Origin of the sequence: Pseudomonas sp. P39-UII1 (assembly GCF_039672635.1) — a bacterium.
In the GTDB taxonomy this organism is placed as follows: domain Bacteria; phylum Pseudomonadota; class Gammaproteobacteria; order Pseudomonadales; family Pseudomonadaceae; genus Aquipseudomonas.
In genome coordinates this window covers 54,991-77,853 of sequence record NZ_JBDFPP010000014.1, presented here as the reverse complement: position 1 = coordinate 77,853, position 22,863 = coordinate 54,991, and the positions used below count along the sequence as shown (strand labels likewise).

23 protein-coding genes and 1 tRNA gene are annotated in these 22,863 nt (G+C 61.6%); 14 read left to right on the top strand and 10 right to left on the bottom strand.

The genetic code is table 11. From position 1 onward, the window contains the following. Window positions 1-45: 45 nt before the first annotated feature. Both hemH and ABEH27_RS18185 read right to left on the bottom strand, forming a co-directional pair. Complete coding sequence (gene hemH, locus ABEH27_RS18190; protein WP_346614903.1) at window positions 46-1,059, bottom strand: ferrochelatase; 1,014 nt, start codon at window positions 1,057-1,059, stop codon at window positions 46-48. 13 nt (window positions 1,060-1,072) lie between these two features. Further along, the gene (locus tag ABEH27_RS18185; RefSeq protein WP_346614902.1) at window positions 1,073-1,978 is read right to left on the bottom strand and encodes a TIGR01777 family oxidoreductase; all 906 of its coding nucleotides are present in this window, start codon (window positions 1,976-1,978) and stop codon (window positions 1,073-1,075) included. 188 nt (window positions 1,979-2,166) lie between these two features. On the opposite strand from ABEH27_RS18185, the gene ABEH27_RS18180 reads away from it, so the two are divergent. The 5 genes from ABEH27_RS18180 (at window position 2,167) to ABEH27_RS18160 (ending at window position 7,246) form a co-directional block, all read left to right on the top strand. Then, on the top strand, window positions 2,167-3,153 hold the full coding sequence (locus ABEH27_RS18180) for an NAD(P)/FAD-dependent oxidoreductase (RefSeq protein ID WP_346614901.1): 987 nt from the start codon (window positions 2,167-2,169) through the stop codon (window positions 3,151-3,153). Window positions 3,154-3,260: 107 nt separating this feature from the next. Then, the gene (locus ABEH27_RS18175; RefSeq protein WP_346614900.1) at window positions 3,261-4,229 is read left to right on the top strand and encodes a DUF523 and DUF1722 domain-containing protein; all 969 of its coding nucleotides are present in this window, start codon (window positions 3,261-3,263) and stop codon (window positions 4,227-4,229) included. Beyond that, entirely contained in the window at window positions 4,219-5,118 is a 900-nt protein-coding gene (locus ABEH27_RS18170) for a MerR family transcriptional regulator (RefSeq protein ID WP_346614899.1), read from the top strand. The genes ABEH27_RS18175 and ABEH27_RS18170 overlap by 11 nt, the downstream gene beginning before the upstream one ends. After that, on the top strand, window positions 5,109-6,551 hold the full coding sequence (gene phrB, locus ABEH27_RS18165) for a deoxyribodipyrimidine photo-lyase (protein ID WP_346614898.1): 1,443 nt from the start codon (window positions 5,109-5,111) through the stop codon (window positions 6,549-6,551). The genes ABEH27_RS18170 and phrB overlap by 10 nt, the downstream gene beginning before the upstream one ends. Next, entirely contained in the window at window positions 6,548-7,246 is a 699-nt protein-coding gene (locus ABEH27_RS18160) for an SDR family NAD(P)-dependent oxidoreductase (RefSeq protein ID WP_346614897.1), read from the top strand. The genes phrB and ABEH27_RS18160 overlap by 4 nt, the downstream gene beginning before the upstream one ends. Before the next feature lie 63 nt (window positions 7,247-7,309). Here ABEH27_RS18160 and ABEH27_RS18155 read toward each other — a convergent pair whose 3' ends face one another. The 6 genes from ABEH27_RS18155 to hemA form a co-directional block, all read right to left on the bottom strand. Beyond that, the gene (locus ABEH27_RS18155) at window positions 7,310-7,828 is read right to left on the bottom strand and encodes an acyloxyacyl hydrolase (RefSeq protein WP_346614896.1); all 519 of its coding nucleotides are present in this window, start codon (window positions 7,826-7,828) and stop codon (window positions 7,310-7,312) included. A 103-nt stretch (window positions 7,829-7,931) separates the two neighbouring features. Continuing rightward, window positions 7,932-8,729: a glutamate racemase gene (gene murI, locus ABEH27_RS18150; RefSeq protein WP_346614895.1), complete on the bottom strand. Its 798-nt coding sequence runs from the start codon at window positions 8,727-8,729 to the stop codon at window positions 7,932-7,934. Next, on the bottom strand, window positions 8,722-9,477 hold the full coding sequence (locus tag ABEH27_RS18145) for a molybdopterin-synthase adenylyltransferase MoeB (protein ID WP_346614894.1): 756 nt from the start codon (window positions 9,475-9,477) through the stop codon (window positions 8,722-8,724). The genes murI and ABEH27_RS18145 overlap by 8 nt, the downstream gene beginning before the upstream one ends. After that, window positions 9,471-10,301, bottom strand: a complete 831-nt coding sequence (prmC, locus tag ABEH27_RS18140; RefSeq protein WP_346614893.1) for a peptide chain release factor N(5)-glutamine methyltransferase — start codon at window positions 10,299-10,301, stop codon at window positions 9,471-9,473. Before prmC ends, ABEH27_RS18145 begins: the two co-directional genes overlap by 7 nt. Continuing rightward, complete coding sequence (prfA, locus tag ABEH27_RS18135) at window positions 10,301-11,383, bottom strand: peptide chain release factor 1 (RefSeq protein WP_346614892.1); 1,083 nt, start codon at window positions 11,381-11,383, stop codon at window positions 10,301-10,303. Before prfA ends, prmC begins: the two co-directional genes overlap by 1 nt. Then, complete coding sequence (gene hemA / locus ABEH27_RS18130; RefSeq protein ID WP_012316263.1) at window positions 11,380-12,657, bottom strand: glutamyl-tRNA reductase; 1,278 nt, start codon at window positions 12,655-12,657, stop codon at window positions 11,380-11,382. Before hemA ends, prfA begins: the two co-directional genes overlap by 4 nt. Window positions 12,658-13,086: 429 nt before the next feature. Between hemA and ABEH27_RS18125 the strand changes: the two genes are divergently transcribed. Then, window positions 13,087-13,581 (top strand): hypothetical protein, encoded by a 495-nt coding sequence (locus tag ABEH27_RS18125; protein ID WP_346614891.1) that lies wholly within the window; start codon window positions 13,087-13,089, stop codon window positions 13,579-13,581. A 983-nt stretch (window positions 13,582-14,564) separates the two neighbouring features. Here ABEH27_RS18125 and ABEH27_RS18120 read toward each other — a convergent pair. Then, window positions 14,565-14,906, bottom strand: a complete 342-nt coding sequence (locus ABEH27_RS18120) for a hypothetical protein (RefSeq protein WP_346614890.1) — start codon at window positions 14,904-14,906, stop codon at window positions 14,565-14,567. 458 nt (window positions 14,907-15,364) lie between these two features. Between ABEH27_RS18120 and ABEH27_RS18115 the strand changes: the two genes are divergently transcribed. The 8 genes from ABEH27_RS18115 to ychF all read left to right on the top strand — a co-directional run bounded on the left by ABEH27_RS18115 (window position 15,365) and on the right by ychF (window position 22,155). Continuing rightward, window positions 15,365-17,086 (top strand): tetratricopeptide repeat protein, encoded by a 1,722-nt coding sequence (locus ABEH27_RS18115; RefSeq protein ID WP_346614889.1) that lies wholly within the window; start codon window positions 15,365-15,367, stop codon window positions 17,084-17,086. A gap of 4 nt (window positions 17,087-17,090) precedes the next feature. Continuing rightward, window positions 17,091-17,708, top strand: coding sequence for a lipoprotein insertase outer membrane protein LolB (gene lolB / locus ABEH27_RS18110; RefSeq protein ID WP_346614888.1), 618 nt, complete (start codon window positions 17,091-17,093; stop codon window positions 17,706-17,708). 3 nt (window positions 17,709-17,711) lie between these two features. Further along, window positions 17,712-18,572, top strand: coding sequence for a 4-(cytidine 5'-diphospho)-2-C-methyl-D-erythritol kinase (gene ispE / locus ABEH27_RS18105; RefSeq protein WP_346614887.1), 861 nt, complete (start codon window positions 17,712-17,714; stop codon window positions 18,570-18,572). Window positions 18,573-18,591: 19 nt separating this feature from the next. Then, window positions 18,592-18,666: transfer RNA gene (locus ABEH27_RS18100), tRNA-Gln, on the top strand. A gap of 48 nt (window positions 18,667-18,714) precedes the next feature. Further along, entirely contained in the window at window positions 18,715-19,656 is a 942-nt protein-coding gene (locus ABEH27_RS18095) for a ribose-phosphate pyrophosphokinase (RefSeq protein ID WP_003247410.1), read from the top strand. A gap of 118 nt (window positions 19,657-19,774) precedes the next feature. Next, on the top strand, window positions 19,775-20,371 hold the full coding sequence (locus tag ABEH27_RS18090) for a 50S ribosomal protein L25/general stress protein Ctc (RefSeq protein ID WP_346614886.1): 597 nt from the start codon (window positions 19,775-19,777) through the stop codon (window positions 20,369-20,371). Between the two features lie 76 nt (window positions 20,372-20,447). After that, the gene (pth, locus tag ABEH27_RS18085; RefSeq protein ID WP_008099045.1) at window positions 20,448-21,032 is read left to right on the top strand and encodes an aminoacyl-tRNA hydrolase; all 585 of its coding nucleotides are present in this window, start codon (window positions 20,448-20,450) and stop codon (window positions 21,030-21,032) included. 22 nt (window positions 21,033-21,054) lie between these two features. Continuing rightward, complete coding sequence (gene ychF, locus ABEH27_RS18080) at window positions 21,055-22,155, top strand: redox-regulated ATPase YchF (RefSeq protein ID WP_346614885.1); 1,101 nt, start codon at window positions 21,055-21,057, stop codon at window positions 22,153-22,155. Window positions 22,156-22,385: 230 nt separating this feature from the next. On the opposite strand, the gene ABEH27_RS18075 is transcribed toward ychF, so the two are convergent. Beyond that, window positions 22,386-22,652 carry a hypothetical protein gene (locus ABEH27_RS18075; RefSeq protein WP_346614884.1) on the bottom strand — a complete coding sequence of 89 codons (267 nt, stop codon included), beginning with the start codon at window positions 22,650-22,652 and terminating at the stop codon, window positions 22,386-22,388. Between the last annotated feature and the right edge of the window lie 211 nt (window positions 22,653-22,863).

The following is a 22,863-nucleotide window of genomic DNA, read 5'->3' as shown; positions in this document are numbered from 1 at the left end:
TGCCAAGCCATGAAACAAAGGGGCTGCATTGCAGCCCCCTCTTGTTTAGGCCTTCTCGCACATCCCAGCCAGCACCCTCACCCACTCCGGGTGATCATTCAGGCATGGCACCAGCACCAACTCCTCGCCCCCCGCCTCGATGAACTGCTCCTTGCCGCGGTCGCCGATCTCCTCCAGCGTCTCGATGCAATCGGCGACGAATGCCGGGCACATCACCAGCAGCTTCTTCACGCCCGCCTTGCCCAGCTCATCCAGGCGCGTCTCGGTGTAGGGCTCGATCCACTTGGCCCGCCCCAACCGCGACTGGAACGAAACCGACCACTTGCCGGCCGGGATGCCCATCTTCGCCGCAAACGCCTTGGCCGTGGCCAGGCATTGCCCGCGGTAACACACCGCACGCATCTCGGCACTGGCGTCCTTGCAGCAATCTGCCGCCTGGAAATCATGCGTGCCGGTTGGGTCGAGCTTCTTCAGGTGCCGCTCCGGCAAACCATGGAAGCTCAGCAACAGATGGTCATAGTCCTGCTGCAGATACGGCCGGGCACTGGCCACCAGGGCATCAATGTATTCCGGGTGATCGTAGAACGGTTGCAGCACGCGCAGCTCCAGCGGCAAGCCGCGCTCGGCGACGGTCTGGTTGGCCAGCGTCACCACTGTGGTCACCGTGCTGTCGGCGAACTGTGGATAAAGTGGCGCCAGGGTCACCTTGCGCACACCTTGGGCCGCCAGGCGCGCAAGCACGTCCGGTAGCGCCGGCTGGCCATAACGCATGGCAACCTCGACCGGGCCATGGGGCCAGTGCTCGACCATCGCGGCCTGCAGGCGGCGCGTGAGTACCACCAGCGGCGAACCTTCGTCCCACCAGATCGAGGCGTAGGCATGCGCCGACTGCTCCGGGCGCTTGATCAGGATCAGTGACACCAGCAAGCGTCGCACCGGCCATGGCAGGTCGATCACGTAAGGGTCCATCAGGAACTGGTTGAGGTAGCGGCGCACGTCGGCCACCGAGGTGGAGGCTGGTGAACCCAGGTTGACCAGCAGCAGGGCGTGATCGGTCATGCAGCGTCCTTTGTCAGAGGCGCCTGGACAGGTTGTCCAGGGCCGATTGCAGATCGTTGAAACGGAAGGTGAAACCCGCTGCCAGCAAGCGCACCGGGCGCGCCCGCTGGCCGCCGAGCAGCAGGGTCGAAAGCTCGCCCAGGCCGGCCTTGAGCAAAAGGCCTGGCATGGGTAACAGCGCGGGCCGATGCAGCGCCCGACCCAGGCGCCGGGCGAACTCGCGGTTGCGCACAGGCTCTGGCGCGCAGGCATTATAAGGACCGCTGGCATCCTTTTGCTGCATGAGAAAATCAATCAGGGCGGCCTGGTCGTCTATATGAACCCAGGGCATCCACTGCCGACCATTACCCAGCGGGCCACCCAGCCCAAGCTTAAAGGGCAGGCGCAGGCGCGACAAAAAGCCGCCATCACTGGCCAGTACCAAGCCGGTGCGCACCAGTACCACGCGCACGCCCAGCGCCTGTGCACGCAGCGCGGTTTCTTCCCAGGCAATGCACAGCTGGCTGGCGAAGTCCTCGCGCACCGGCGGCGACGCCTCCGTCAGCTCGCGCTCACCGCCGTCGCCATACCAGCCCACGGCAGACCCGGAAACCAACACCTCAGGGCGCTGTTCGCGACTGGCCAACCAAGCCAGCAGCTGTTCGGTCAGGGTGATGCGGCTGGCCCACAGCAGGTTGCGTCGGGCAGCAGTCCACGGCCGGTCAGCGATGGGCGCACCGGCCAGGTTGATGACTGCGTCCACTGGCTCATCGGGCGACAGATCCTCCAACTTGGCGATACCGCGCACGCCGCTGCCGCACAGGCGCGCAACCTGCTCGGGGCGTCGGCTCCATACGGTCAGGCGATGGCCCTGGCCTGACCAGTACTGGCAAAGATGCTGGCCGATCAAACCAGTACCGCCCGTCAGCAATATATGCATGGCTGTGTCCTCGCAGAGTCCGGCGATGGTCTATTTTTAACAACAAGGCACTTTTTTAACCAAACGCTCTCGGATGAATCATAGGCCAACCGGCTTTCTGAAGCGGAATAACCTTATACAAACTTTGTGCATTGTACAGGTTTGCCTGACAGCGTAGTCTGCGTATAGCAAGGTTCGAAGAGGCCATCATGACAGTACCTATTGCCATCATCGGTGCCGGTATCGCCGGACTTTCCGCCGCTCAGGCCCTGCAAAAGGCTGGGCAATCCGTTCATCTGTTCGACAAGGGCCACGGCAGTGGCGGGCGCATGGCCAGCAAACGCAGCGACGCCGGTGCGCTCGACCTTGGCGCCCAGTACTTCACTGCCCGCGACCGGCGTTTTGTCGAACAGGTGCAGCAGTGGGTCGCCGCTGGCTGGGCCGCACAATGGAAGCCGCAGCTGTACAACTACCGCAATGGCGAACTCACCCCCTCCCCTGACGAGCAAACCCGCTGGGTGGGCGTACCGCGCATGAGCGCCATTACCCGCGGCCTGCTCAAGGACGTCACGGTGAACTTCGGCTGCCGCATCGCCGAGGTGTTTCGTGGCAAGCAGTACTGGCACTTGCAAGACACCGAAGGCTGCAGCCATGGGCCGTTCAGCCGCGTGGTGATCGCAGTGCCTGCCCCGCAGGCCACGCCGTTGCTCGCTGCCACACCGAAACTCGCCGCCGTGGCGGCCGGCGTGGTGATGGAACCCACCTGGGCTGTCGCCCTGGGCTTCGCCACCGCGCTGGACACGCCGATGCAAGGCTGCTTCGTACAGGACAACCCGCTCGATTGGCTGGCGCGCAACCGCAGCAAGCCTGGCCGGGACGAGCACCTCGACACTTGGGTACTGCACGCCACGTCCGAGTGGAGCAAGCAGCATATCGACCTGGCCAAGGAAGAAGTGATCGAACAGCTGTGGGGCGAATTTGCCGAGCTGGTCGGCTGCGTGATTCCGGCACCCTCTTTCGCCCTGGCCCACCGTTGGTTGTATGCACGGCCCGCCGGCAATCACGAATGGGGCGCGCTGGCCGATGCCGACCAGGGCTTGTATGCGTGTGGCGACTGGTGCTTGTCCGGCCGAGTTGAAGGCGCCTGGCTCAGTGGCCAGGAGGCAGCACGACGGCTGCTGGAGCATCTCGATTAACGCGCGCTGCAAAGCTATACAAAAATACTAGTTTGCATAAGTTTGTGGCTGTGCTGGAATAACCTTGTACACGCATGCGTTCATGTACAAGTATTTCGGAGGCAGCCATGCACGACCCATCCGCCCACAGCAAGCCTCGCATCGCCATCAGCGCCTGCCTGACTGGCCACAGTGTGCGCTACAACGGTGGGCACAAAGCATCCGACTTGTGCCGTACGCAGCTCGAAGCGCATTTCGACTGGTCGCCAGTCTGCCCCGAAGTGGCCATCGGCCTGGGTATACCGCGCGATCCTATCCGCCTGGTAGGCGACCCACAAAACCCTTCGGTGGTCGGCACCCGTGACCCCGACATGGACGTGACCGGCCCGCTCGCCCTGTACGGCGAACGAATGGCCATGGAACTCGATGACATCTGTGGCTACATCTTCATGCAGAAGTCGCCCTCCTGCGGGCTGGAGCGGGTCAAGGTGTATCAGGAAAACGGCTACCCCGCCCTTCAAGGCGGCACAGGTGCCTACGCAGCAGCCTTCTGCGCACGTCGCCCCGACCTGCCGGTCGAAGAAGAAGGCCGTCTGCACGATCCGGTACTGCGCGAGAACTTCATCAGCCGCGTCTACGCCTATGCAGACTGGCAGCACCTGCTTGCCGACGGCTTGAGCCGCGGCGCACTGGTGCGCTTCCATTCGCGCTACAAATACTTGCTGATGGCCAACAACCCCCATGCCTATCGCCAGCTCGGCCGCCTGCTGGGCACCATGCGCCGAGAGGACGACCCGCAGGAGATCGGCCCGCGCTATTTCAGCCAGCTGATGCAGGCCCTGCGCCGCTGCGCCAGCCGTGGCACCCATGGCAACGTGCTGCAGCACCTCAGCGGCTATTTCAAAAGCGCACTGACGGATCAGGACAAGGCCGAGCTGCAGCACCTGATCGACCAGTACCAGCAAGGTGTGGTGCCGCTGGTGGTGCCGCTGACCCTGCTCAAACACTACCTGCGCAAATACCCTGACCCGTACCTGCAGCAGCAGGCCTACCTTCAGCCTCACCCCGACAGCCTGGGGCTGCGCAATGCCGTCTGACACGCCCCTGCCCATCGGTGAACTGGCGCGGCGCACGGGTGTGAACCCGGTGACCCTGCGTGCATGGGAGCGACGCTACGGCCTGCTCAAGCCGCAACGTACTGCCAAGGGTCACCGCCTGTATGGCAGCGATCAAGTCGAGCGGGTCGAGGCTATCCTCGCCTGGCTGGAGCGCGGTGCATCAGTTGGCCAGGTGCGCGAGTTGCTCGACAAACCAGCCGGCGTTGCCCCGCGCGGTGACTGGCAAACCCGTCAGCAACAGTTGATCGAGGCCATCGCCAACCTGTCTCAACGCGCCCTCGACCAGCAACTCAACCAGGCCATGGCGCTGTACCCGGCCATCACGCTTTGCGAGCAGCTGTTGCTGCCGTTGATGGACAGCCTGGCACAACGCTGGCGTAACTATTTCAACGCCCGGCTGGAACAGGTGTTCTTCCATACCTGGCTGCGCAGCAAGCTGGGGGCGCGGGTATACCACGACAATCAATCGCTGCAAGGGCCGCCCGTGCTGCTCGCACAAGACAGTGAGCACGCCTTCGACCCCAGCCTGTGGCTATGCGCCTGGCTGCTGAGCAACAACGGCATCCCCGTCGAAGTGCTCGAACAACCGGTCAGCGGCGTGGAACTGCAACGGGCCGTCACCGCCCTGCAACCTCGCGCACTGCTGTTGCACCTGGGCCCGCGCATCGATAGCCGGGCGTTGCTGCGCACGCTGCAAGGCGTGCCCGGGCCAAAACTGCTGGGCGGCGCCACGGTCTCCCTTCATCAAGCTCAACTGCAAGCCTTCGGCCTTCCCGACCTTGCCCTGTTCGATACCCCCCAGGCGGCATTGCGTGCGCTGCAAGGCAATGACCGCCCGCCTGTAGAGATGATTGCCCCATGCAACTGATCTGGCTGCGCAGCGACCTGCGCATTGACGACAACAGCGCCCTGAGCGCGGCCTGCGAGCGCGGCCCGACCGTGGCCTTATGGCTGGCCAGCCCAGGCCAGTGGCAGGCCCACGATGATGCCGCGTGCAAGGTCGACTTCTGGCTGCGCAACCTGCGCGACCTGCGCCAGTCGCTGGAAAAACTGCATGTTCCGCTGTTGATCCGCACCATCGACACCTGGGACGAGGCCGCGCCGGCGGTGCTCAAGGTATGCCGCCAGCACGCCATCGAAGCGGTGCACTGGAACGATGAATATGGCATCAACGAGAACAACCGTGACCAGGCCACCCGCACGTTGCTTGAAGCTTCCGGCATTCAGGCCCACAGCTACCTCGACCAGCTGCTGTTCCGCCCTGGCACAATCCTGACCCGCAGCGGCGACTACTTTCAGGTCTTCAGCCAGTTCAAGAAGGTCTGCCTGGAGCATTTGCACCGCAGCCTGCCATCGCAAGCCTCACGGGTAAAACGCCAGGCGCCGCTGGAGATTGCCAGCGACCCGATCCCCCAGCACATCGAAGGCTTCGACACACCACCGCGCACCCTCAGCCAGCACTGGCCTGCCGGCGAAGAAGAGGCGCAGGCCCGGCTCTCACGCTTTCTCGACGAGACGGTCGACGATTACCAGCATCTGCGAGACCTCCCGGCCAAACCCGGCACCAGCCAGCTGTCGGCCTACCTGGCAGCAGGGGTAATTTCGCCGCGCCAATGCCTGCACGCGGCCCTGGCCAGCAACCGCGGCGAGTTCGACAGTGGCAGCAGCGGCATCCAGACCTGGATCAACGAATTGCTCTGGCGTGAATTCTACAAACACATACTGACGGGTTATCCACAGGTGTCGCGCCACCGCGCTTTCCGCGCCCAGACCGAAGCCCTGCCCTGGCGCGATGCGCCAGCAGACCTCGAGGCCTGGGAACAGGGGCGCACCGGCTTCCCGATCATCGACGCGGCGATGCGCCAACTGCTGCACACAGGTTGGATGCATAACCGCCTGCGCATGATCGTTGCGATGTTCCTCAGCAAGAACCTGCTGATCGATTGGCGCAAGGGCGAACGGCATTTCATGCGCCACCTGATAGACGGTGATCTGGCCGCGAACAACGGCGGCTGGCAGTGGAGCGCCTCCACGGGCACCGACGCAGTGCCCTATTTCCGTATTTTCAACCCGGTTTCACAGTCGCAACGCTTCGACCCCCAGGGGGCGTTCATCCGCCACTGGTTACCCGAATTAAGCGGGGAAGATGAAAAAAACATCCATCAGCCCATGAAGGTTACGGACCTTTTGGTTAATAATTCGTATCACAGTCCTATAGTCGATCTCAGCAGTAGCCGTAAGCGTGCGCTCGAAGCCTTCAAAGGCCTGCCACGCCGGTCGGATCAGAGGGCAGCAAATTGAATCAATCGCGTATTTTCTGGGTTACGGGCGCCTCCAATGGACTGGGTTTGGCCCTGGTAACGCGTTTGCTCGAACAAGGGCACCGTGTTGCCGCAAGTGCCAAGGAAGGCGATGAACTCGGCGCATTGGCGGCGCGTTATGGCAGCAAGCTGTTGCGCCTGCCTTCGCAGCTGCATGAAGAAGACCAGGCGGCAAGCGCCTGCCAGCAGCTTTGTCATGCCTGGGGCTCACTGGACACCCTGATCATCAACGCAGGTACCAGTGAGTACTTGGCCGACAATTTGCCGCACAGCGAGCTGTTCGAGGCAATCGTCAGCAGCAACCAGCTGGCCGGCGAGCATTGCCTGGCCAAGGTCCAGCCGTTGCTGGCCAAGGGCGACGCACCGCAGGTAATGGCGATATTCAACCGCTATTCAGCGCTGCAGTTGTATGCGCCGACGCAAGTGACAGCGGGCTGGAACAACATGCCGCAGTGGCTACGCGAAGAGCGCCAGGCGTTGAAGGACAAGGGTATCGACCTGACCGTGGTGGCGCCGCAGTCGCTCAAGACACCGGTTACATCGGTGCAAGCTGTGCCGGATGCCTGGACACCTGAGAGTGCCGCTGAGGAGTTGCTGCAGCGCTTGCCGCTGCGCGAGCCGGAGCTGGTGCTGGAAGTGCTCGATGTCAGCAGTTTGTGGCCGTTGCCACGCTGAGTCCTGTATCGGCAGTAGCTGCCTCTTCGTGGGCTAACCCGCGAAAAGGCGGCTACGGAAGAATCAAAGCGCCATACGGTAATGCAGGCTGTAACTTTCAACCCCGTCGTTGGGTTGCTTGATCCCTGCGTTGGAATAGTGAATGGCCCGTACACCGATCTCATGCCCACCGGCAAAGCGCAGGCCAAAACCGATTCGGTCCTCGAACTGGAAAGAGGACCCCAGGTCATTGCTCTCAAGCTTGGTGCGTGAAAACGCAGCGACCCCGATGCCTGCCTCGATGTACGGCTTTACCGACTCCCCGGCAAACTCGTAAACGAACACCGGTGCAAACGACAGGCTGTGGTTGCTGGCCGTCTCGTCACCGTCCCAGTAGGTGTAGGCGCCGTCCCAGTAACCGGTCAAGCGACCGACACTGCTCTGCCACCAGCTCGCATCCCAGTTCGACTGCAGCCCCAAGCGGTAGACCATGGTCGAATCACCCGTCTGCCCTACGGATAACGACACATCGGCAGCCTGCGCCGCCGCGACTTGCCCCAAAACAAGAGCGGCAGCCGCCGCTAAGCCGAGCAGTTTGCTCATGAGAAACATCCTTCTTTCCAATGCTGTTGTAAGTGTTCGCCTAGGTCAGGCAAAAAATAGAAATCAGAAATGGGACGTTAGTTCAGCTGTTTTCACATTTTTTTTACAACTGAAAGGGTTGAACGGCGTCCGACTTATTCCACAGCACAGGAAGGATGTTTTTCAGCGATTGCGGATCGGCACTGGTCCAGAACGCGGCGGCGCGCGCTGGCCCATCGGCAAGCAGGTCGCGGGCGGCCAGCAAGCGCTGCAATTGCCGGGCTACCGCAGCGCCGGTATCGATGATCGCCACGTCGCTGGGCACCATCTCGGCCAGCAACGGGCGCAGGAAGGGGTAATGGGTGCAGCCCAGGATCAGCGTGTCGCAACCGGCTGCCAGCAAGGGTTGCACGTAAGTGATCAGCAACTGGCGCAATTGCGGGCTACCCAGGTCACCGGTCTCGATCAGCTCGACCAGCCCTGGGCAAGGCTGGGTCACCACGCGCACATCGTTGGCGAAGCGGTCGAGCAAGGCGGCGAACTTGGCGCTCTGCAAGGTGCCGGTGGTGGCCAGCACGCCGACCACACCGACGCGGGTGGCTGCAGCAGCCGGTTTTACCGCAGGCTCCATGCCCACCAGCGGCCAGTCGGGGTACAACTCGCGCAGGTCGGCAACCGCCGCCACCGTTGCCGTGTTGCACGCCAGGACCATTGCCTTGGCGCCTTGCGCCTGGAAAAACTCGGCGATGCGCCGGCAACGCTGGCGGATGTAGTCCGGGCTTTTTTCGCCATACGGCACGTGGCCGCAATCGGCAACATAGAGCAGCGACTCGTTGGGCAGCAAGCGCTGGATCTCGGCGAGCACCGACAAACCGCCGACCCCCGAGTCCATCACGCCGACCGGCGCCGAGCGCTCAGCCATCGCGCTTGCCACAGACGGCGCAAGCCGGGTCACGCTTGACCCGCAGCTCACGCAGGCGCGTGCCGAGGGCATCGATCAGCAGCAGGCGGCCCACCAGTGGCTCGCCAAAACCTGCCAGCAGCTTCAAGGCCTCCAACGCCTGCAGGCTGCCGACCAGCCCCACCAGCGGGCCAATCACGCCAGCTTCGCTACAGGTCAGTTCGGCTTCGCTGCCATGGCCGTACAGGCAGTGGTAGCAAGGGCTGGTGTCACGCCGAGGGTCGAACACCGACAGCTGCCCTTCCAGGCGTATCGCTGCGCCGCTGACCAGTGGCTTGCCATGCGCGAAACAGGCGGCGTTAACCGCCTCACGCGTGCCGAAGTTGTCCGAGCAGTCCAGCACCAGGTCAACGGCGGCAACAGCGGCGGCCAGGGAGTCCTCATCCAGCGCCTGGCGATGGGCGACCAGGGTGACTTCAGGGTTGATTGCCTCAAGCCGCTGCAGCGCCGAGTCCACCTTGCTCATGCCAACGCTACTGCTGTCATGGATGACCTGGCGTTGCAGGTTGGTCAGGTCGACGGTGTCGAAGTCGGCCAGGTGCAGCTCACCCACGCCGGCCGCAGCCAGGTAAAGCGCCACCGGCGAGCCCAGACCACCCAGGCCGACGATCAGCGCCTTGCTGTGCTTGAGCCGCAACTGGCCGTCGATGTCCACCTGCGCCAGCAGGATCTGCCGGCTGTAACGCAACAGTTCCTGATCGGTCAGCATGGCAGGCGCCCCAGGGAAATACGTTCATGGCCGCCAAGGTCCTTGCGGCTGGCGACATCGATAAAGCCTTGCGCCACCAGCAGTGTGCGCACTGCATCAGCCTGATCATAGCCATGTTCGAGCAACAGCCAGCCACCAGCCAGCAGATACTGCGGCGCCTCGCTGACGATCAGCCGCAGGTCATCCAGGCCATCGGCACCGGCTACCAGCGCACTGCTCGGTTCGAAGCGCACATCACCTTCGACCAGGTGCGGGTCTTGTGCGGCTATATACGGCGGGTTGCTGACGATCAGGTCGAAACGCTCACCGGCCAGGCTGCTGAACCAATGGCTGGCCAGCACCTTGACGTTCCCCAGGCCCAGGCGCTGGCGGTTGCGCTCGGCCAGGGCCACGGCCTCGTCCACCCGGTCTACCGCCGTGACCTGCCAGGCCGGGCAATCGCTGGCCAGGGCCAGGGCGATGGCACCCGTGCCGGTACCCAGGTCGAGTACCTTGGCGGGCGCGGCAGGCTGCAATTCAAGGGCTGTCTCGACCAACAGCTCGGTGTCCGGCCGCGGGATCAACGTGTGCGGCGCCACTTCCAGGTCGATTTTCCAGAAACCCTGTTGCCCAAGAATGTAGGCAACCGGCTCGCCGGCACGACGGCGCTGAAGGTAGCCGGCGTAGGCCTCGGCATCCTCGCTGCTGACGATGCGCTCGGGCCAGGTGTGCAGGTAGCTGCGTGACTTGCCAATGGCTGCGGCCAGCAGCAGTTCGGCGTCCAGGCGTTCGGTGGGCGAATCCGGCAACTGCGCGTTGCGCAGCAGGCTGGCAATGATGGTCATCAGTCCCCCAGGGCGGCCAGTTGATCGGCCTGGTATTCGGCCAGCAATGGTTCGATCACCGCGTCCACGCCACCGGCGAGGATGTCGTCGAGCGAATAAAGGGTCAGGTTGATGCGGTGATCGGTCACTCGCCCCTGTGGGTAGTTATAGGTGCGAATGCGCTCGGAACGGTCACCGGAGCCCACCAACAGCTTACGCTCACTGGCGATGGCATTCTGCGCGGCGCTGGTCTGCATGTCGTTGAGCTTGGCCGACAGCCAGGACATGGCGCGGGCACGGTTCTTGTGCTGCGAACGCTCTTCCTGGCACTCCACCACGATACCGGTGGGCAAGTGGGTGATGCGGATCGCCGAGTCGGTCTTGTTGACGTGCTGGCCGCCGGCACCCGAGGAGCGGTAGGTGTCCACGCGCAGGTCGGCAGGGTTGATTTCGATCGCCACCTGCTCGTCGGGCTCGGGAAGTACCGCCACGGTGCACGCCGAAGTGTGGATACGGCCCTGCGACTCGGTCTCCGGCACCCGCTGCACACGGTGCGCGCCAGACTCGAACTTGAGTTTGCCGTAAACACTGTCACCTTCGACGCGGGCGATGATCTCTTTGTAGCCGCCGTGCTCGCCTTCGTTCTCGGACAGAATCTCCAGGCGCCAGCCACGCCGTTCGGCGTAACGCGAATACATGCGGAACAGGTCGCCCGAGAAGATCGCCGCCTCATCGCCGCCGGTGCCTGCGCGGATTTCCAGGAACACGTTGCGCCCGTCGTTGGGGTCTTTGGGCAACAGCATGCGTTGCAGCTGCGACTCCAGGCCGACCAGCTGCTCCTTGGCTTCGCGCACCTCTTCGACAGCCATCTCGCGCATGTCGGGGTCGGAGTCCTTGAGCAGCGCCTGCGCGCCTTCGAGGTCATCCTGCACCTTGCGCCACTCTTTATAGGCGGCGATCACCGGCTCCACTTCGGCGTACTCGCGGGAATAGGCGCGGAAGCGGGTCTGGTCGGAAATGACTTCGGCATCACCGAGCAACGCGGTGAGTTCCTCGAAGCGGTCCTGGAGCGTGTCCAGTTTGTTCAGCAGCGACGCTTTCATTGCAAGGATTTGTCCGTCGAGCCCTCGTTGAGGGCAAAGAGTTCCTGGGCCATGGCCAGCGCATCGAGGCGGCCCTCGGCCGAGAGCTTTTTCAACTGCACGCTGGGCGCGTGCAGGAGTTTGTTGGTCAGCCCCCGGGCCAACTGGGCCAGCACATCTTCGGGGTTGCCGCCGTTGGCCAGCAGACGCTGGGCCTTTTGCAGTTCTTCGTCGCGCAGGCGCTCGCTTTGCTGGCGGTAGGCGCGCAGCACATCCACCGCGGCCAGTTCGCGCAGGCGCACCATGAAGTCCTCGGCGCCCACCGAAACCAGCTCCTCGGCCGCCTGAGCCGCACCCTGGCGGCTCTTGAGGTTTTCTGCGACCACTTCGTGCAGGTCATCGACGGTGTACAGATAAACGTCGTCGAGTTCACCCACCTCCGGCTCGATATCCCGCGGCACGGCGATATCGACCATGAAAATCGGCTTGTGCCGGCGCTGCTTCAGCGCGCTTTCCACAGCGCCCTTGCCTAGGATCGGCAATTGGCTGGCCGTGGAGCTGATGACGATGTCGCTGTGGGCCAGCTCCTGGGGGATGTCGGCCAGCAACACGGCATGCGCACCGAACTGCTCGGCCAGCAGGCTGGCGCGCTCCAGCGTGCGGTTGGCCACGACGATACGGCGCACGCCTTGCTCATGCAGGTGGCGGGCCACCAGGGTAATGGTTTCGCCAGCACCGATCAGCAGCGCCTGGCTGCGGCCAAGGTCGCTGAAGATCTGCCGCGCCAGGCTGACCGCGGCAAACGCCACCGACACCGGGTTCTCGCCAATCGCGGTGTCGGTGCGCACCTGCTTGGCCGCACTGAAGGTGGCCTGGAACAGCCGCCCGAGCAACGGGCCGACGGTGCCGGCTTCACGCGCCACGGCATAGGCCGACTTCATCTGGCCGAGGATCTGCGGCTCGCCCAGCACCAGCGAGTCCAGGCCCGAGGCCACCCGCATCATGTGCCGGACGGCGTCGTGCTCTTCGTGGATGTAGGCACTGGCGCGCAGTTCATCCAGGCTCAGGCGGTGATAGTCGGCCAGCCACTGCAGAACCGCCTCGGCGGACAGTTGGTCCTGCTCAATATAGAGCTCGCTACGGTTGCAGGTCGACAGGATCGCCGCTTCGCGGCTGGCGGTCAGTCGGCAGAGCTGCTGCAGGGCGTCCACCAGCTGCTCTGGGGTAAACGCCACGCGCTCGCGTACGTCTACCGAGGCAGTCTTATGGTTGATACCAAGTGCAAGAAAGGCCATGCAAGGTCGCTGGTTGTGACGGGAAGCCGATAATTGTCCTCTTTCGCAGGTTTCAGGACAACCACCGTTCGCTATTGAGCTGATAGCACCTGCTCGCTCGGCCTGCTTTCGCACGGGGAACACAGCCGGCAAGCACACCGGGGCACCCTGGGGGGGCCGGCTTGCCGGCGATGCTACAGCGCGATGATGGCACCGGCTTTGCCGGTGATCGCCGGCAAGCCGGCTCCCACAAAATCTGTGTCGGCCTAAGGAATATTTCCTACAAAATAAGGAGCGCAATGACAACTTTCGATACATTCATAGCGATTTATTCCACGAGTCTGTAGTCCGTTTCTGAAACACAGCCTTAGGTATTGCCCCCTCTCAATTCGACGGCTAGCCTTGCCCTACGCTAAGCGTGCGGCGTTGTTCGCTAAGCTGGATGAGCAGTTGAGCAAAATGGCAGCGTTTGGTGCCAGTTTGCGAAACAACGGGTCGATCAAAAGAACGCTTGGCATCTCCACGAAAAGCTATTTGCATGCAGGGGAAATTGCAGGGTATGCCGATAAGGTCGCAGGGGTTGGCAAGGCAGCGAACCTGATCAAGAAAGGCGCCTATATCGGCATTGCGTTGGAGGTCGCAAGCACAAGCTTATCAATCGAAAAAGCATGCGCAGAAGGGAGAGATGAAGAATGCAAAAGAGCTACCATCGTTGAGAGTGGTGCACTTGCAGATAGCGTGGGAGGAGGCCTGGTTGGCGCAATCGGTGGAAATCTCATTGTAATGGCAGCCTGTAGCGTGGTCTTAGGAATAGCATCAGGCGGGCCTGGAGCGATCGCGTGTGGGGTAGGGGGCGGAGCCTTGGGAGGAATCGTAGGCGGGAAACTCGGAAGTGAAGGAGGAGAATATTTGGGCGAAATTTTGTATGAGCGAGTGACAAAGTGACCACAACCCAACTTGCTTTAGGCGCAGCCTATGGCATTATTTTTACAGCGATTTTTATCTCACTACCTCTAACATTTTATTTATCACATCGTGATACCGAATATATAGAGTCCCTGCTACCCAGCTGCAAAATCATCAACGACAATAGAAAGCTATATTCTGAATTCGGCCTGACCGGCAAAATCATTCGATTTGGAGCGCTGTCTCTGATGTTAGTTTTCCCAGAGGCGTATGCACGCAGAGGCCTGATAAATTTTGACGAGGTTGATCGGCTACCCGAACGAATGAAAAAACGACTCTGCAGACTCGTCATCTTCAACCTCGCCTTATTTCTAGCATTACTGTTAACTCACGCGTGCCGATATCTCATTTGAATCTCGAGATCTGCCAAGCCGGCCCCGGTGTGTGCGTGGGTTTGGGAATTGCCACTGGAGGTTCGGGCGGAGTTTTTTGCGCAGTGGTCGGCGGAGCCATAGGAGGAAAATATGCCGGTGACTACGGCGAAGAGAAGGGTAAAGAATTCGGCGAGATTCTGTACCGAGAACGCCGGAGATGAGCATGATGGAGCCGGGAATAATAGGCTTCCTCATCATCACCCTCATGTCAATCGTCCTGATCGCGCAATGCTATATTGCCCATAAGCACACCGATTCTTTTGAGTCATCTTAGCCAACTGCAAATATATTGCTGACAACAAAAACATTTATCAACACGCAGGACTACTAGAAAAAATTATCCGTACAGGCTCCATCTCACTAGTACTGGCAATTCCTCAACTATTCATATGGCGAGGATTAGCTAAAGCACGTTCGCTATTGTCATCAATCAGCCCGGTATTGGACTATCGCCGGGGTATGCCCTTCCCGCGGGCGCCCTGCCCAGGTGCATGCCAACCCCGGCAAAACGGCCCGGCTCGAGCGAGACGTGAGCGCGGAGCACTCACGCGCCTCGCCGGCCCCTGCTAGACAGGCATAGCTCTCAGATCAAATGGAGTTGGGGCCAACCTTCAACGCCCTCAGGCTCAGCGCGCAACCTGCTCTTACATATTCAACCTGGGCAGTTACCGCATCTTTCACTACTGCTTCGCCAAGATCGGTGAGCTCTTGCCTTTTGATATGTTCGACACTCAGGTGCAGCATGTGCATTGCAACATCCATCGCCTTCTGGAATGCCAGTAGCGTCGTATTCGGCCCTAGCTCAGCAATCACCCTTTCCCAGCGGTTGTCTGCATCCGCCTGCAGGGTCAGGAATTCTTTCATGGAAACCTTGTCGTCGGCATAAATCCTGGTCAGTAAATCTTCAAGCGATTTCGAAACAACTGTCATGGCGATCTCCTTGAGTTCGAGTATTTCGGGAAACGCCTGATGAAGTCGAAAAGATGATTCATCAAGGCGTATTCCGTTAGGCTTCGGTAGGTGAGTCAGTAAACTAACTCAACCACCAAAGGGGGCTATCAGGCCATTCCACTCGAACTGAACAATCCTCCACGCCGACGCAGCGATTTTTTTCAATCGCCCGCTTCAAATGCTCCCTGACATTCTGGTGAACAGGTGCTGGATGCCAGGGGGAGGCCAATCGGGGCCCTCACGCCTCCACCCTCCAACGGGATCGAACGCCCCAAATGCGGATCCCTACAGCTGCACACCCTTGCGAACCTCTACTTCATCCCACTGTCCCACCTAGCAACACCCACGCTGTAAACCGCGACCTTCGCCTGTGGGTTTGCCCCCGCGCTTGTGTCATCATGCTCCGACCGCCGGTAAGTCCTTTTAAGCCTCCTTATATGAACAGACCCTTCGCACTGCTGCTTGCCTTCGCCCTGCTCCAGGGCTGCCAGAGCCTGGCCCCGCAGACGGCCGAGCCTCCCGTTGCCGACGCCGGCAAAGGTGAGGCCGAAAAGCCCGTGGTGTATGGGTCGTTCAAACAGGACACGCTCTATAGCTTGTTGGTGGCCGAGCTGGCCGGCCAGCGCAACCGCTTCGACATTGCCCTGGCCAACTACGCCCACCAGGCCGAGAAGACCCAGGACCCTGCCGTGTCCGAGCGTGCCTTCCGCATCGCCGAGTACCTCGGCGCCGACGAGCCGGCGCTGGACAGCGCGCTCATCTGGGCCAAAAACGACCCGCAGAACCTCGACGCCCAGCGCGCCGCCGCCATCCAACTGGCACGCGCCGGTCGCTATGACGACTCCATGACCTATATGGAGAAGGTGCTGCAGGGCCAGGGCGACACGCACTTCGACTTCCTCGCCCTCTCTGCTGCCGAAACCGACCAGAGCACCCGGGACGGGCTGCTGCAGAGCTTCGACCGGCTGCTGGTCAAGTACCCCGACAACAGCCAGCTGGTGTTCGGCAAGGCGCTGCTGCTGAACCAGGACGGCAAGGCCGAAGAAGCCCTGGAACTACTTGAAGAAAACCCGGCGCAAAATGGCGAAATAGCCCCGATCCTGCTGCGCGCGCGCCTGCTTCAGGCCCTGGACCGTGGCCCGGAAGCCCTGCCGCTGCTGCGCGGGGCCATCCGCGACAACCCCGAAGACAAGCGCCTGCGCCTGACCTACGCGCGTACCCTGGTCGAACAGGACCGTATCGCCGACGCCAAGGGCGAGTTCATCAGCCTGGTGCAGGATTACCCGGAAGACGACGAGCTGCGTTACTCCCTGGCGCTGGTATGCCTGGAAAACAAGGACTGGGACGAGGCCGAGAGCTACCTGCGCGAAATGATCGAGCGCGATAGCAATGTCGATGCTGCTCACCTGAACCTGGGGCGGATCGCCGAAGAACGCCATGACCCGGCCGGCGCCCTGCGTGAATACGCGCTGGTCGGCCCGGGCCCCGATTACCTGCCGGCGCAATTGCGCCAGGCCGATATTCTCATCGCCAACGGCCGGGGTACCGAGGCTTCGCGCATGCTCGCAGAAGCCCGCGAAGCACAGCCGGACATCGCCATCCAGCTGTACCTGATCGAATCGGAAAGCTACAGCAACAACAATAAGGACGCCCAGGCCAACCAGGTACTGCAACAGGCCATCCAGCGCTACCCGGACGACCTCAACCTGCTTTACACCCGCGCCATGCTCGCCGAAAAACGCGACGACCTGCCGCAGATGGAAAAAGACCTGCGCGCCATCATCGCCCGCGAGCCGGAAAACGCCATGGCCCTGAACGCCCTGGGATACACCCTGGCCGACCGCACCACGCGCTATACCGAAGCCAAGGCGCTGATCGACAAGGCCCACCAGCTGACCCCGGATGACCCAGCGGTGCTCGACAGCATGGGCTGGGTCGCCTACCGCCTGGGCAACCTCGACGAAGCCGAAGGCTACCTGCGCCAAGCCTTGCAGCGCTTCCCCGACCACGAAGTGGCCGCCCACCTGGGCGAAGTCCTGTGGGCCAACGGCAAGCGCCGTGAAGCCCGCCAGGTCTGGGCCAAGGCCTTCGAGGCCCAGCCCGACAGCCCTATCCTGCGCAAGACCGTCTTGCGCCTGACCGGATCCGAGACCCTTTAACGCCATGTTTTTGCGCCATTGCATCACCTTCACCCTGATTGCCCTGCTGGCCGGCTGCGCTGGTTTTGGTAGCCGCGAAGCCCTGCAGGGCCACGGCGACCCGCAGCAGTGGCGCGCCCATAAAGAGCAACTGAGCAGCCTCGATGGCTGGCAGATCAACGGCAAGGTCGGTATCCGCGCCCCGCGCGATTCCGGCAGCGGCACGCTGTTCTGGCTGCAACGCCAGGATTACTACGACATCCGCCTGGCCGGCCCGCTGGGCCGCGGCGCCGCGCGCCTGACCGGTCGCCCCGGCGGCGTGGTGCTGGAGGTGGCCAACCAGGGCCGCTACGAAGCCAGCAGCCCCGAAGCCTTGCTTGAAGAACAACTGGGCTGGCAATTGCCGGTTTCGCACCTGGTCTGGTGGGTACGCGGGCTGCCCGCTCCAGACACCAAGAGCAAGCTGACCCTGGACGGCGACAGCCGCCTGGCCAGCCTCGACCAGGATGGCTGGCAGGTGCAATACCTGAGCTACACCGAGCAGAATGGCTACTGGTTGCCCGAACGCCTGAAGCTGCACGGCAAAGACATCGACGTGACCTTGGTGGTCAAGGACTGGCAGCCGCGCCAGCTGGGGCATTGATCGATGCCTACGCTCACCCTGCCCGCCCCGGCCAAGCTCAACCTGTGGCTGCACATCATCGGCCGCCGCCCGGATGGCTACCACGAGCTGGAGACCGTGTTCCAATTCCTCGACCACGGTGACGAGCTGACATTCGCCGTGCGTGAAGACGGCGTGATCCACCTGCACAGCGAAATCGAGTCGGTCCCCCACGACAGCAACCTGATCGTGCGTGCCGCGCGCAAGCTTCAGGAACAGTCGGGCAGCCGCCTGGGTGCCGACATCTGGCTGAGCAAGGTGCTGCCCATGGGCGGCGGCATCGGCGGCGGCAGTTCGAATGCGGCGACCACCCTGCTGGCGCTGGCACATTTGTGGCAACTGGACTGGGACGAAGATCGCCTGGCCGATCTGGGGCTTGCCCTGGGCGCCGACGTACCGGTCTTCGTCCGTGGCCACGCGGCGTTTGCCCAGGGTGTCGGCGAACAACTGACCCCGGTCGCCCCGATCGAGCCGTGGTATGTCGTGCTGGTGCCGCAAGTGTCTGTCAGTACAGCAGAAATTTTTTCACATCCGCAGTTGACACGTGATTCTCTCCCCCTTAAGATGCGCCCCGTTCCCGAGGGAAACAGTCGAAATGACTGCCAAGGGGTGGTTGAGCAGCGGTATCCAGAAGTTCGAAACGCATTGAATTCTCTGGGTAAATTCACCGAAGCTCGACTAACAGGAACTGGAAGTTGTGTGTTTGGGGCCTTCCCAAGCAAAGCCGAAGCTGATAAAGTTCTGGCCCTTCTTTCAGCGACCCAAACAGGGTTTGTGGCGAAAGGAAGCAATGTTTCGATGTTGCATCGCAAGCTGCAAAGTCTGGTCAAGAAGCCGAGTGCCTAGCGCTCGCAGCAACAGATACAGGGGCGTCGCCAAGCGGTAAGGCAGCAGGTTTTGATCCTGCCATGCGTTGGTTCGAATCCAGCCGCCCCTGCCATTTTCCTTATACTCATCCAGGTATACCCTCAGCCTCCAGGTACTGCGCGTGTCCAAGATGATGGTCTTTACGGGGAACGCTAACCCCGATCTGGCTCGGCGTGTCGTACGTCAGCTGCATATCCCTCTCGGTGACGTCTCTGTCGGTAAGTTCTCCGACGGCGAGATCAGCACTGAGATCAATGAAAATGTTCGCGGTAAAGACGTTTTCATTATTCAGCCGACTTGTGCCCCGACCAACGATAACCTGATGGAACTGGTAGTGATGGCCGACGCCTTCCGCCGCTCCTCAGCATCCCGAATCACCGCCGTGATTCCTTACTTCGGATACGCCCGCCAGGACCGCCGTCCGCGTTCGGCACGTGTAGCCATCAGCGCCAAAGTTGTCGCTGACATGCTCACTGTCGTGGGTATCGACCGTGTTCTCACCGTCGACCTGCACGCTGACCAGATCCAGGGATTCTTCGATATTCCTGTCGACAACATCTACGGTTCGCCCGTACTCGTCGACGATATCGAAGACCAGCGTTTCGAGAACCTGATGATCGTCTCCCCGGACATCGGTGGTGTCGTGCGCGCACGTGCCGTCGCCAAGTCCCTGGGTGTCGACCTGGGTATCATCGACAAACGCCGTGAAAAGGCCAACCACTCCGAAGTCATGCACATCATCGGCGACGTCGAAGGGCGCACTTGCATCCTGGTAGACGACATGGTCGATACCGCCGGCACCCTGTGCCATGCGGCCAAGGCTCTGAAAGAACACGGCGCGGCCAAGGTTTATGCCTACTGCACGCACCCTGTCCTGTCGGGCCGTGCGATCGAGAACATCGAGAAGTCGGTACTGGACGAGCTGGTGGTGACCAACACCGTTCCGCTGTCCGCCGCTGCTCAAGCCTGTGACCGTATCCGCCAGCTGGATATCGCACCGGTTGTAGCTGAAGCGGTCCGCCGCATCAGCAATGAAGAATCGATCAGTGCGATGTTCCGCTAAGCGGAACGTGTATTGATATGAAGCGCCCCGCCCCAGCATTTGTTGGGGCGGGGCTTTTTTGCCATCCCCGTTGGCGCTGGTCGCAAACGCCCTCGGGGGGCTATTTTGGAGAAACAAAATGACTGATTTCACTCTGAACGCCCAAGCGCGTACTGACCTGGGGAAAGGTGCGAGCCGCCGCCTGCGTCACTCCGCTCACATCCCAGCCGTTGTTTACGGTGGTAACAAGGACGCCGAGTCCCTGACCATCCTGGCCAAGGAAATCACCAAGCTGTTCGAAGACGAGGCTGCCTTCAGCCACGTGATCGAGCTGAACGTTGACGGCGTCAAGCAAAACGTCATCGTCAAGGCCATGCAGCGTCACCCTGCCAAGCAGTTCATCATGCACGCTGACTTCATCCGCGTCGTTGCTGGCCAGAAGCTGACCGCTGTTGTTCCAGTGCACTTCATCAACGAAGAAGCACCGACCAAGAAAGGCGGCGAGATCTCGCACGTTGAATCGCAGATCGAAGTTTCCTGCGAAGCCAAAGACCTGCCTGAGTTCATCGAAGTTGACCTGGCAAACGCTGAAATCGGCACCATCATCCACCTGTCGGACCTGAAAGCTCCGAAAGGCGTAGAGTTCGTAGCTCTGGCCCACGGTGATGACAAAGCTGTTGCCAACGTTCACGCGCCACGCGTTGCTCCAGAAGCTGAAGAAGGCGCCGCTGAGTAATCCACTCGCGCGCCGGTGTTGATCGGGTTACAGTGCCGCGCACCGTAACCCACCAACTCCAAGGAAGAGCCCCTACGTGACCGCCATCCAGTTGATCGTCGGCTTGGGTAACCCCGGCCCCGAATACGAACAGACCCGGCATAACGCAGGGGCTCTTTTCGTTGAACGCATTGCCAGCGCCCAGCGCGTCTCCTTGACCGCTGACCGCAAGTATTTCGGCCTGACGGCAAAATTCAGCCATCAGGGCAACGACGTTCGTCTGCTCATCCCCACCACCTACATGAACCGTAGCGGCCAGTCCGTGGCGGCCTTGGCCAATTTCTTCCGCATCAAGCCGGAAGCAATCCTGGTGGCGCATGACGAACTCGACCTGCCTCCGGGCGTCGCCAAGCTCAAGCGCGGCGGTGGCCATGGTGGGCACAACGGCCTGCGCGACATCATCGCGCAGCTCGGCAACCAGAACGACTTCCACCGCCTGCGGCTTGGCATCGGCCACCCGGGTGACGCCAAGCTGGTCTCCAACTTCGTCCTGGGCCGCGCGCCGCGCGCCGAGCAGGAGAAGCTCGACGCCAGCATCGATTTTGCCCTCGGCGTGCTGCCGGACGTGCTTGCCGGCGACTTCGCCAAGGCGATGCGCGAGCTGCACAGCCAGAAGGCCTGACACTTTAGAAAGGGGAATACCCATGGGTTTCAATTGCGGCATCGTCGGCCTGCCCAACGTCGGCAAGTCCACCCTGTTCAACGCCCTGACCAAGTCTGGCATCGCGGCGGAGAACTTCCCCTTCTGCACCATCGAGCCGAACAGCGGCATCGTGCCGATGCCCGACGCGCGCCTGGCTGCGCTGGCAGAGATCGTCAAGCCTAACCGCATCCTGCCGACCACCATGGAGTTCGTCGACATCGCGGGCCTGGTGGCCGGTGCCTCGAAAGGTGAAGGCCTGGGCAACAAGTTTCTCGCCAACATCCGCGAGACCGACGCCATCGCCCACGTGGTGCGCTGCTTCGAAGACGAGAACGTGATCCACGTTTCCAACAGCGTCGACCCCAAGCGCGACATCGAGATCATCGACCTCGAACTGATCTTCGCCGACCTCGATAGCTGCGAGAAGCAACTGCAGAAGGTCACCCGCAATGCCAAGGGCGGCGACAAGGAAGCCCTGGCGCAAAAGGCCATTCTGGAAAAGCTGATTCCGCACTTCACCGAAGGCAAGCCTGCGCGCAGCCTGATGAAGAACATGGCTGACGACGAAAAAACCGTCATCCGTGGCTTCCACCTGCTGACCAGCAAGCCGGTGATGTACATCGCCAACGTGGCTGAAGACGGTTTCGACAACAACCCGCACCTGGACGTGGTCCGCGCCATCGCCGCAGAAGAAGGCGCGGTCGTGGTACCGGTGTGCAACAAGATCGAAGCCGAAATCGCCGAACTCGACGACGGTGAAGAGAAAGACATGTTCCTCGAGGCCCTGGGCCTGGAAGAGCCTGGCCTGAACCGCGTTATCCGCGCCGGCTACGAGCTGCTCAACCTGCAGACCTACTTCACTGCCGGCGTGCAGGAAGTCCGTGCATGGACCGTGCGCGTCGGCGCCACCGCCCCGCAGGCCGCTGGCGTGATCCACACCGACTTCGAAAAAGGTTTCATCCGCGCTGAAGTGGTGGCTTATGACGACTTCATCCAGTTCAAGGGTGAAGGCGGTGCCAAGGAAGCCGGTAAATGGCGCCTGGAAGGCAAGGACTACATCGTCAAAGACGGCGATGTGATGCACTTCCGCTTCAACGTATAACGGCAGTAAATCCGCGGCGCCCCGTTCGCGGGTAGACCCGGCCCCACAGGTACTGCGCCGCTCTTCAGGCTGGCGCTAAACCTGTAGGAGCGGGTTTACCCGCGAATGGGGCGCCGCCGTTTCAGGCCAGGGAAAGGAATGACTCACGCCCGTGATGACTTGAGCTGTGTAGGAGCGGATTTATCCGCGAACAATCCACCGCGGAGTATGGCCACCGAGCAACACCTGCCTCAGTGCCAGCTGATATCTCCAGCCTCCCTGGTCAGCACCAATTCGGTCAACGCCCGCCCCATCTGCACGTTGTGTACAGAGTTGACCAGCATGCCGATACCCGGCTCGCCGACATTGCCGCAGATGTATTCGTCCAGGGTGTCTTCGATACCGCGCAGTAGCTGAATCACGTAGAGCAATGCCTCGGCTGAGGGCATGTCGTTGTTGATGGTGTAGAACGAGCGTGTGGTGAGTTTGCTGGGCGGATCAGGAACAATCTTCTTCATGACTTTCTCTCGTTTGATGGCAGAAGCTGCCCCGTTCCCTCTCACAGGATTAGGTGGCAGCTGTACGTGGGGTGAGAGACCGGCCAAACAAGAGCGAAAACCGGCCAGGCAAAGGCCTGCCCACGCACAGCTACCATGACGGTACTGCTCTTGGTTGTAAGCAGGCTCTCACACCCGATCGTCAAACCATGACGACCCGGGGAAATTAGCC

Bases quoted from the DNA above. Each gene is read 5' to 3' on its own strand.
- hemH (WP_346614903.1), bottom strand. From the start codon at position 1,059: ATGACCGATCACGCCCTGCTGCTGGTCAACCTGGGTTCACCAGCCTCC.
- ABEH27_RS18185 (WP_346614902.1), bottom strand. From the start codon at position 1,978: ATGCATATATTGCTGACGGGCGGTACTGGTTTGATCGGCCAGCATCTT.
- ABEH27_RS18180 (WP_346614901.1), top strand. From the start codon at position 2,167: ATGACAGTACCTATTGCCATCATCGGTGCCGGTATCGCCGGACTTTCC.
- ABEH27_RS18175 (WP_346614900.1), top strand. From the start codon at position 3,261: ATGCACGACCCATCCGCCCACAGCAAGCCTCGCATCGCCATCAGCGCC.
- ABEH27_RS18170 (WP_346614899.1), top strand. From the start codon at position 4,219: ATGCCGTCTGACACGCCCCTGCCCATCGGTGAACTGGCGCGGCGCACG.
- phrB (WP_346614898.1), top strand. From the start codon at position 5,109: ATGCAACTGATCTGGCTGCGCAGCGACCTGCGCATTGACGACAACAGC.
- ABEH27_RS18155 (WP_346614896.1), bottom strand. From the start codon at position 7,828: ATGAGCAAACTGCTCGGCTTAGCGGCGGCTGCCGCTCTTGTTTTGGGG.
- murI (WP_346614895.1), bottom strand. From the start codon at position 8,729: ATGGCTGAGCGCTCGGCGCCGGTCGGCGTGATGGACTCGGGGGTCGGC.
- ABEH27_RS18145 (WP_346614894.1), bottom strand. From the start codon at position 9,477: ATGCTGACCGATCAGGAACTGTTGCGTTACAGCCGGCAGATCCTGCTG.
- prmC (WP_346614893.1), bottom strand. From the start codon at position 10,301: ATGACCATCATTGCCAGCCTGCTGCGCAACGCGCAGTTGCCGGATTCG.
- prfA (WP_346614892.1), bottom strand. From the start codon at position 11,383: ATGAAAGCGTCGCTGCTGAACAAACTGGACACGCTCCAGGACCGCTTC.
- hemA (WP_012316263.1), bottom strand. From the start codon at position 12,657: ATGGCCTTTCTTGCACTTGGTATCAACCATAAGACTGCCTCGGTAGAC.
- ABEH27_RS18120 (WP_346614890.1), bottom strand. From the start codon at position 14,906: ATGACAGTTGTTTCGAAATCGCTTGAAGATTTACTGACCAGGATTTAT.
- ABEH27_RS18115 (WP_346614889.1), top strand. From the start codon at position 15,365: ATGAACAGACCCTTCGCACTGCTGCTTGCCTTCGCCCTGCTCCAGGGC.
- lolB (WP_346614888.1), top strand. From the start codon at position 17,091: ATGTTTTTGCGCCATTGCATCACCTTCACCCTGATTGCCCTGCTGGCC.
- ispE (WP_346614887.1), top strand. From the start codon at position 17,712: ATGCCTACGCTCACCCTGCCCGCCCCGGCCAAGCTCAACCTGTGGCTG.
- ABEH27_RS18090 (WP_346614886.1), top strand. From the start codon at position 19,775: ATGACTGATTTCACTCTGAACGCCCAAGCGCGTACTGACCTGGGGAAA.
- ychF (WP_346614885.1), top strand. From the start codon at position 21,055: ATGGGTTTCAATTGCGGCATCGTCGGCCTGCCCAACGTCGGCAAGTCC.
- ABEH27_RS18075 (WP_346614884.1), bottom strand. From the start codon at position 22,652: ATGAAGAAGATTGTTCCTGATCCGCCCAGCAAACTCACCACACGCTCG.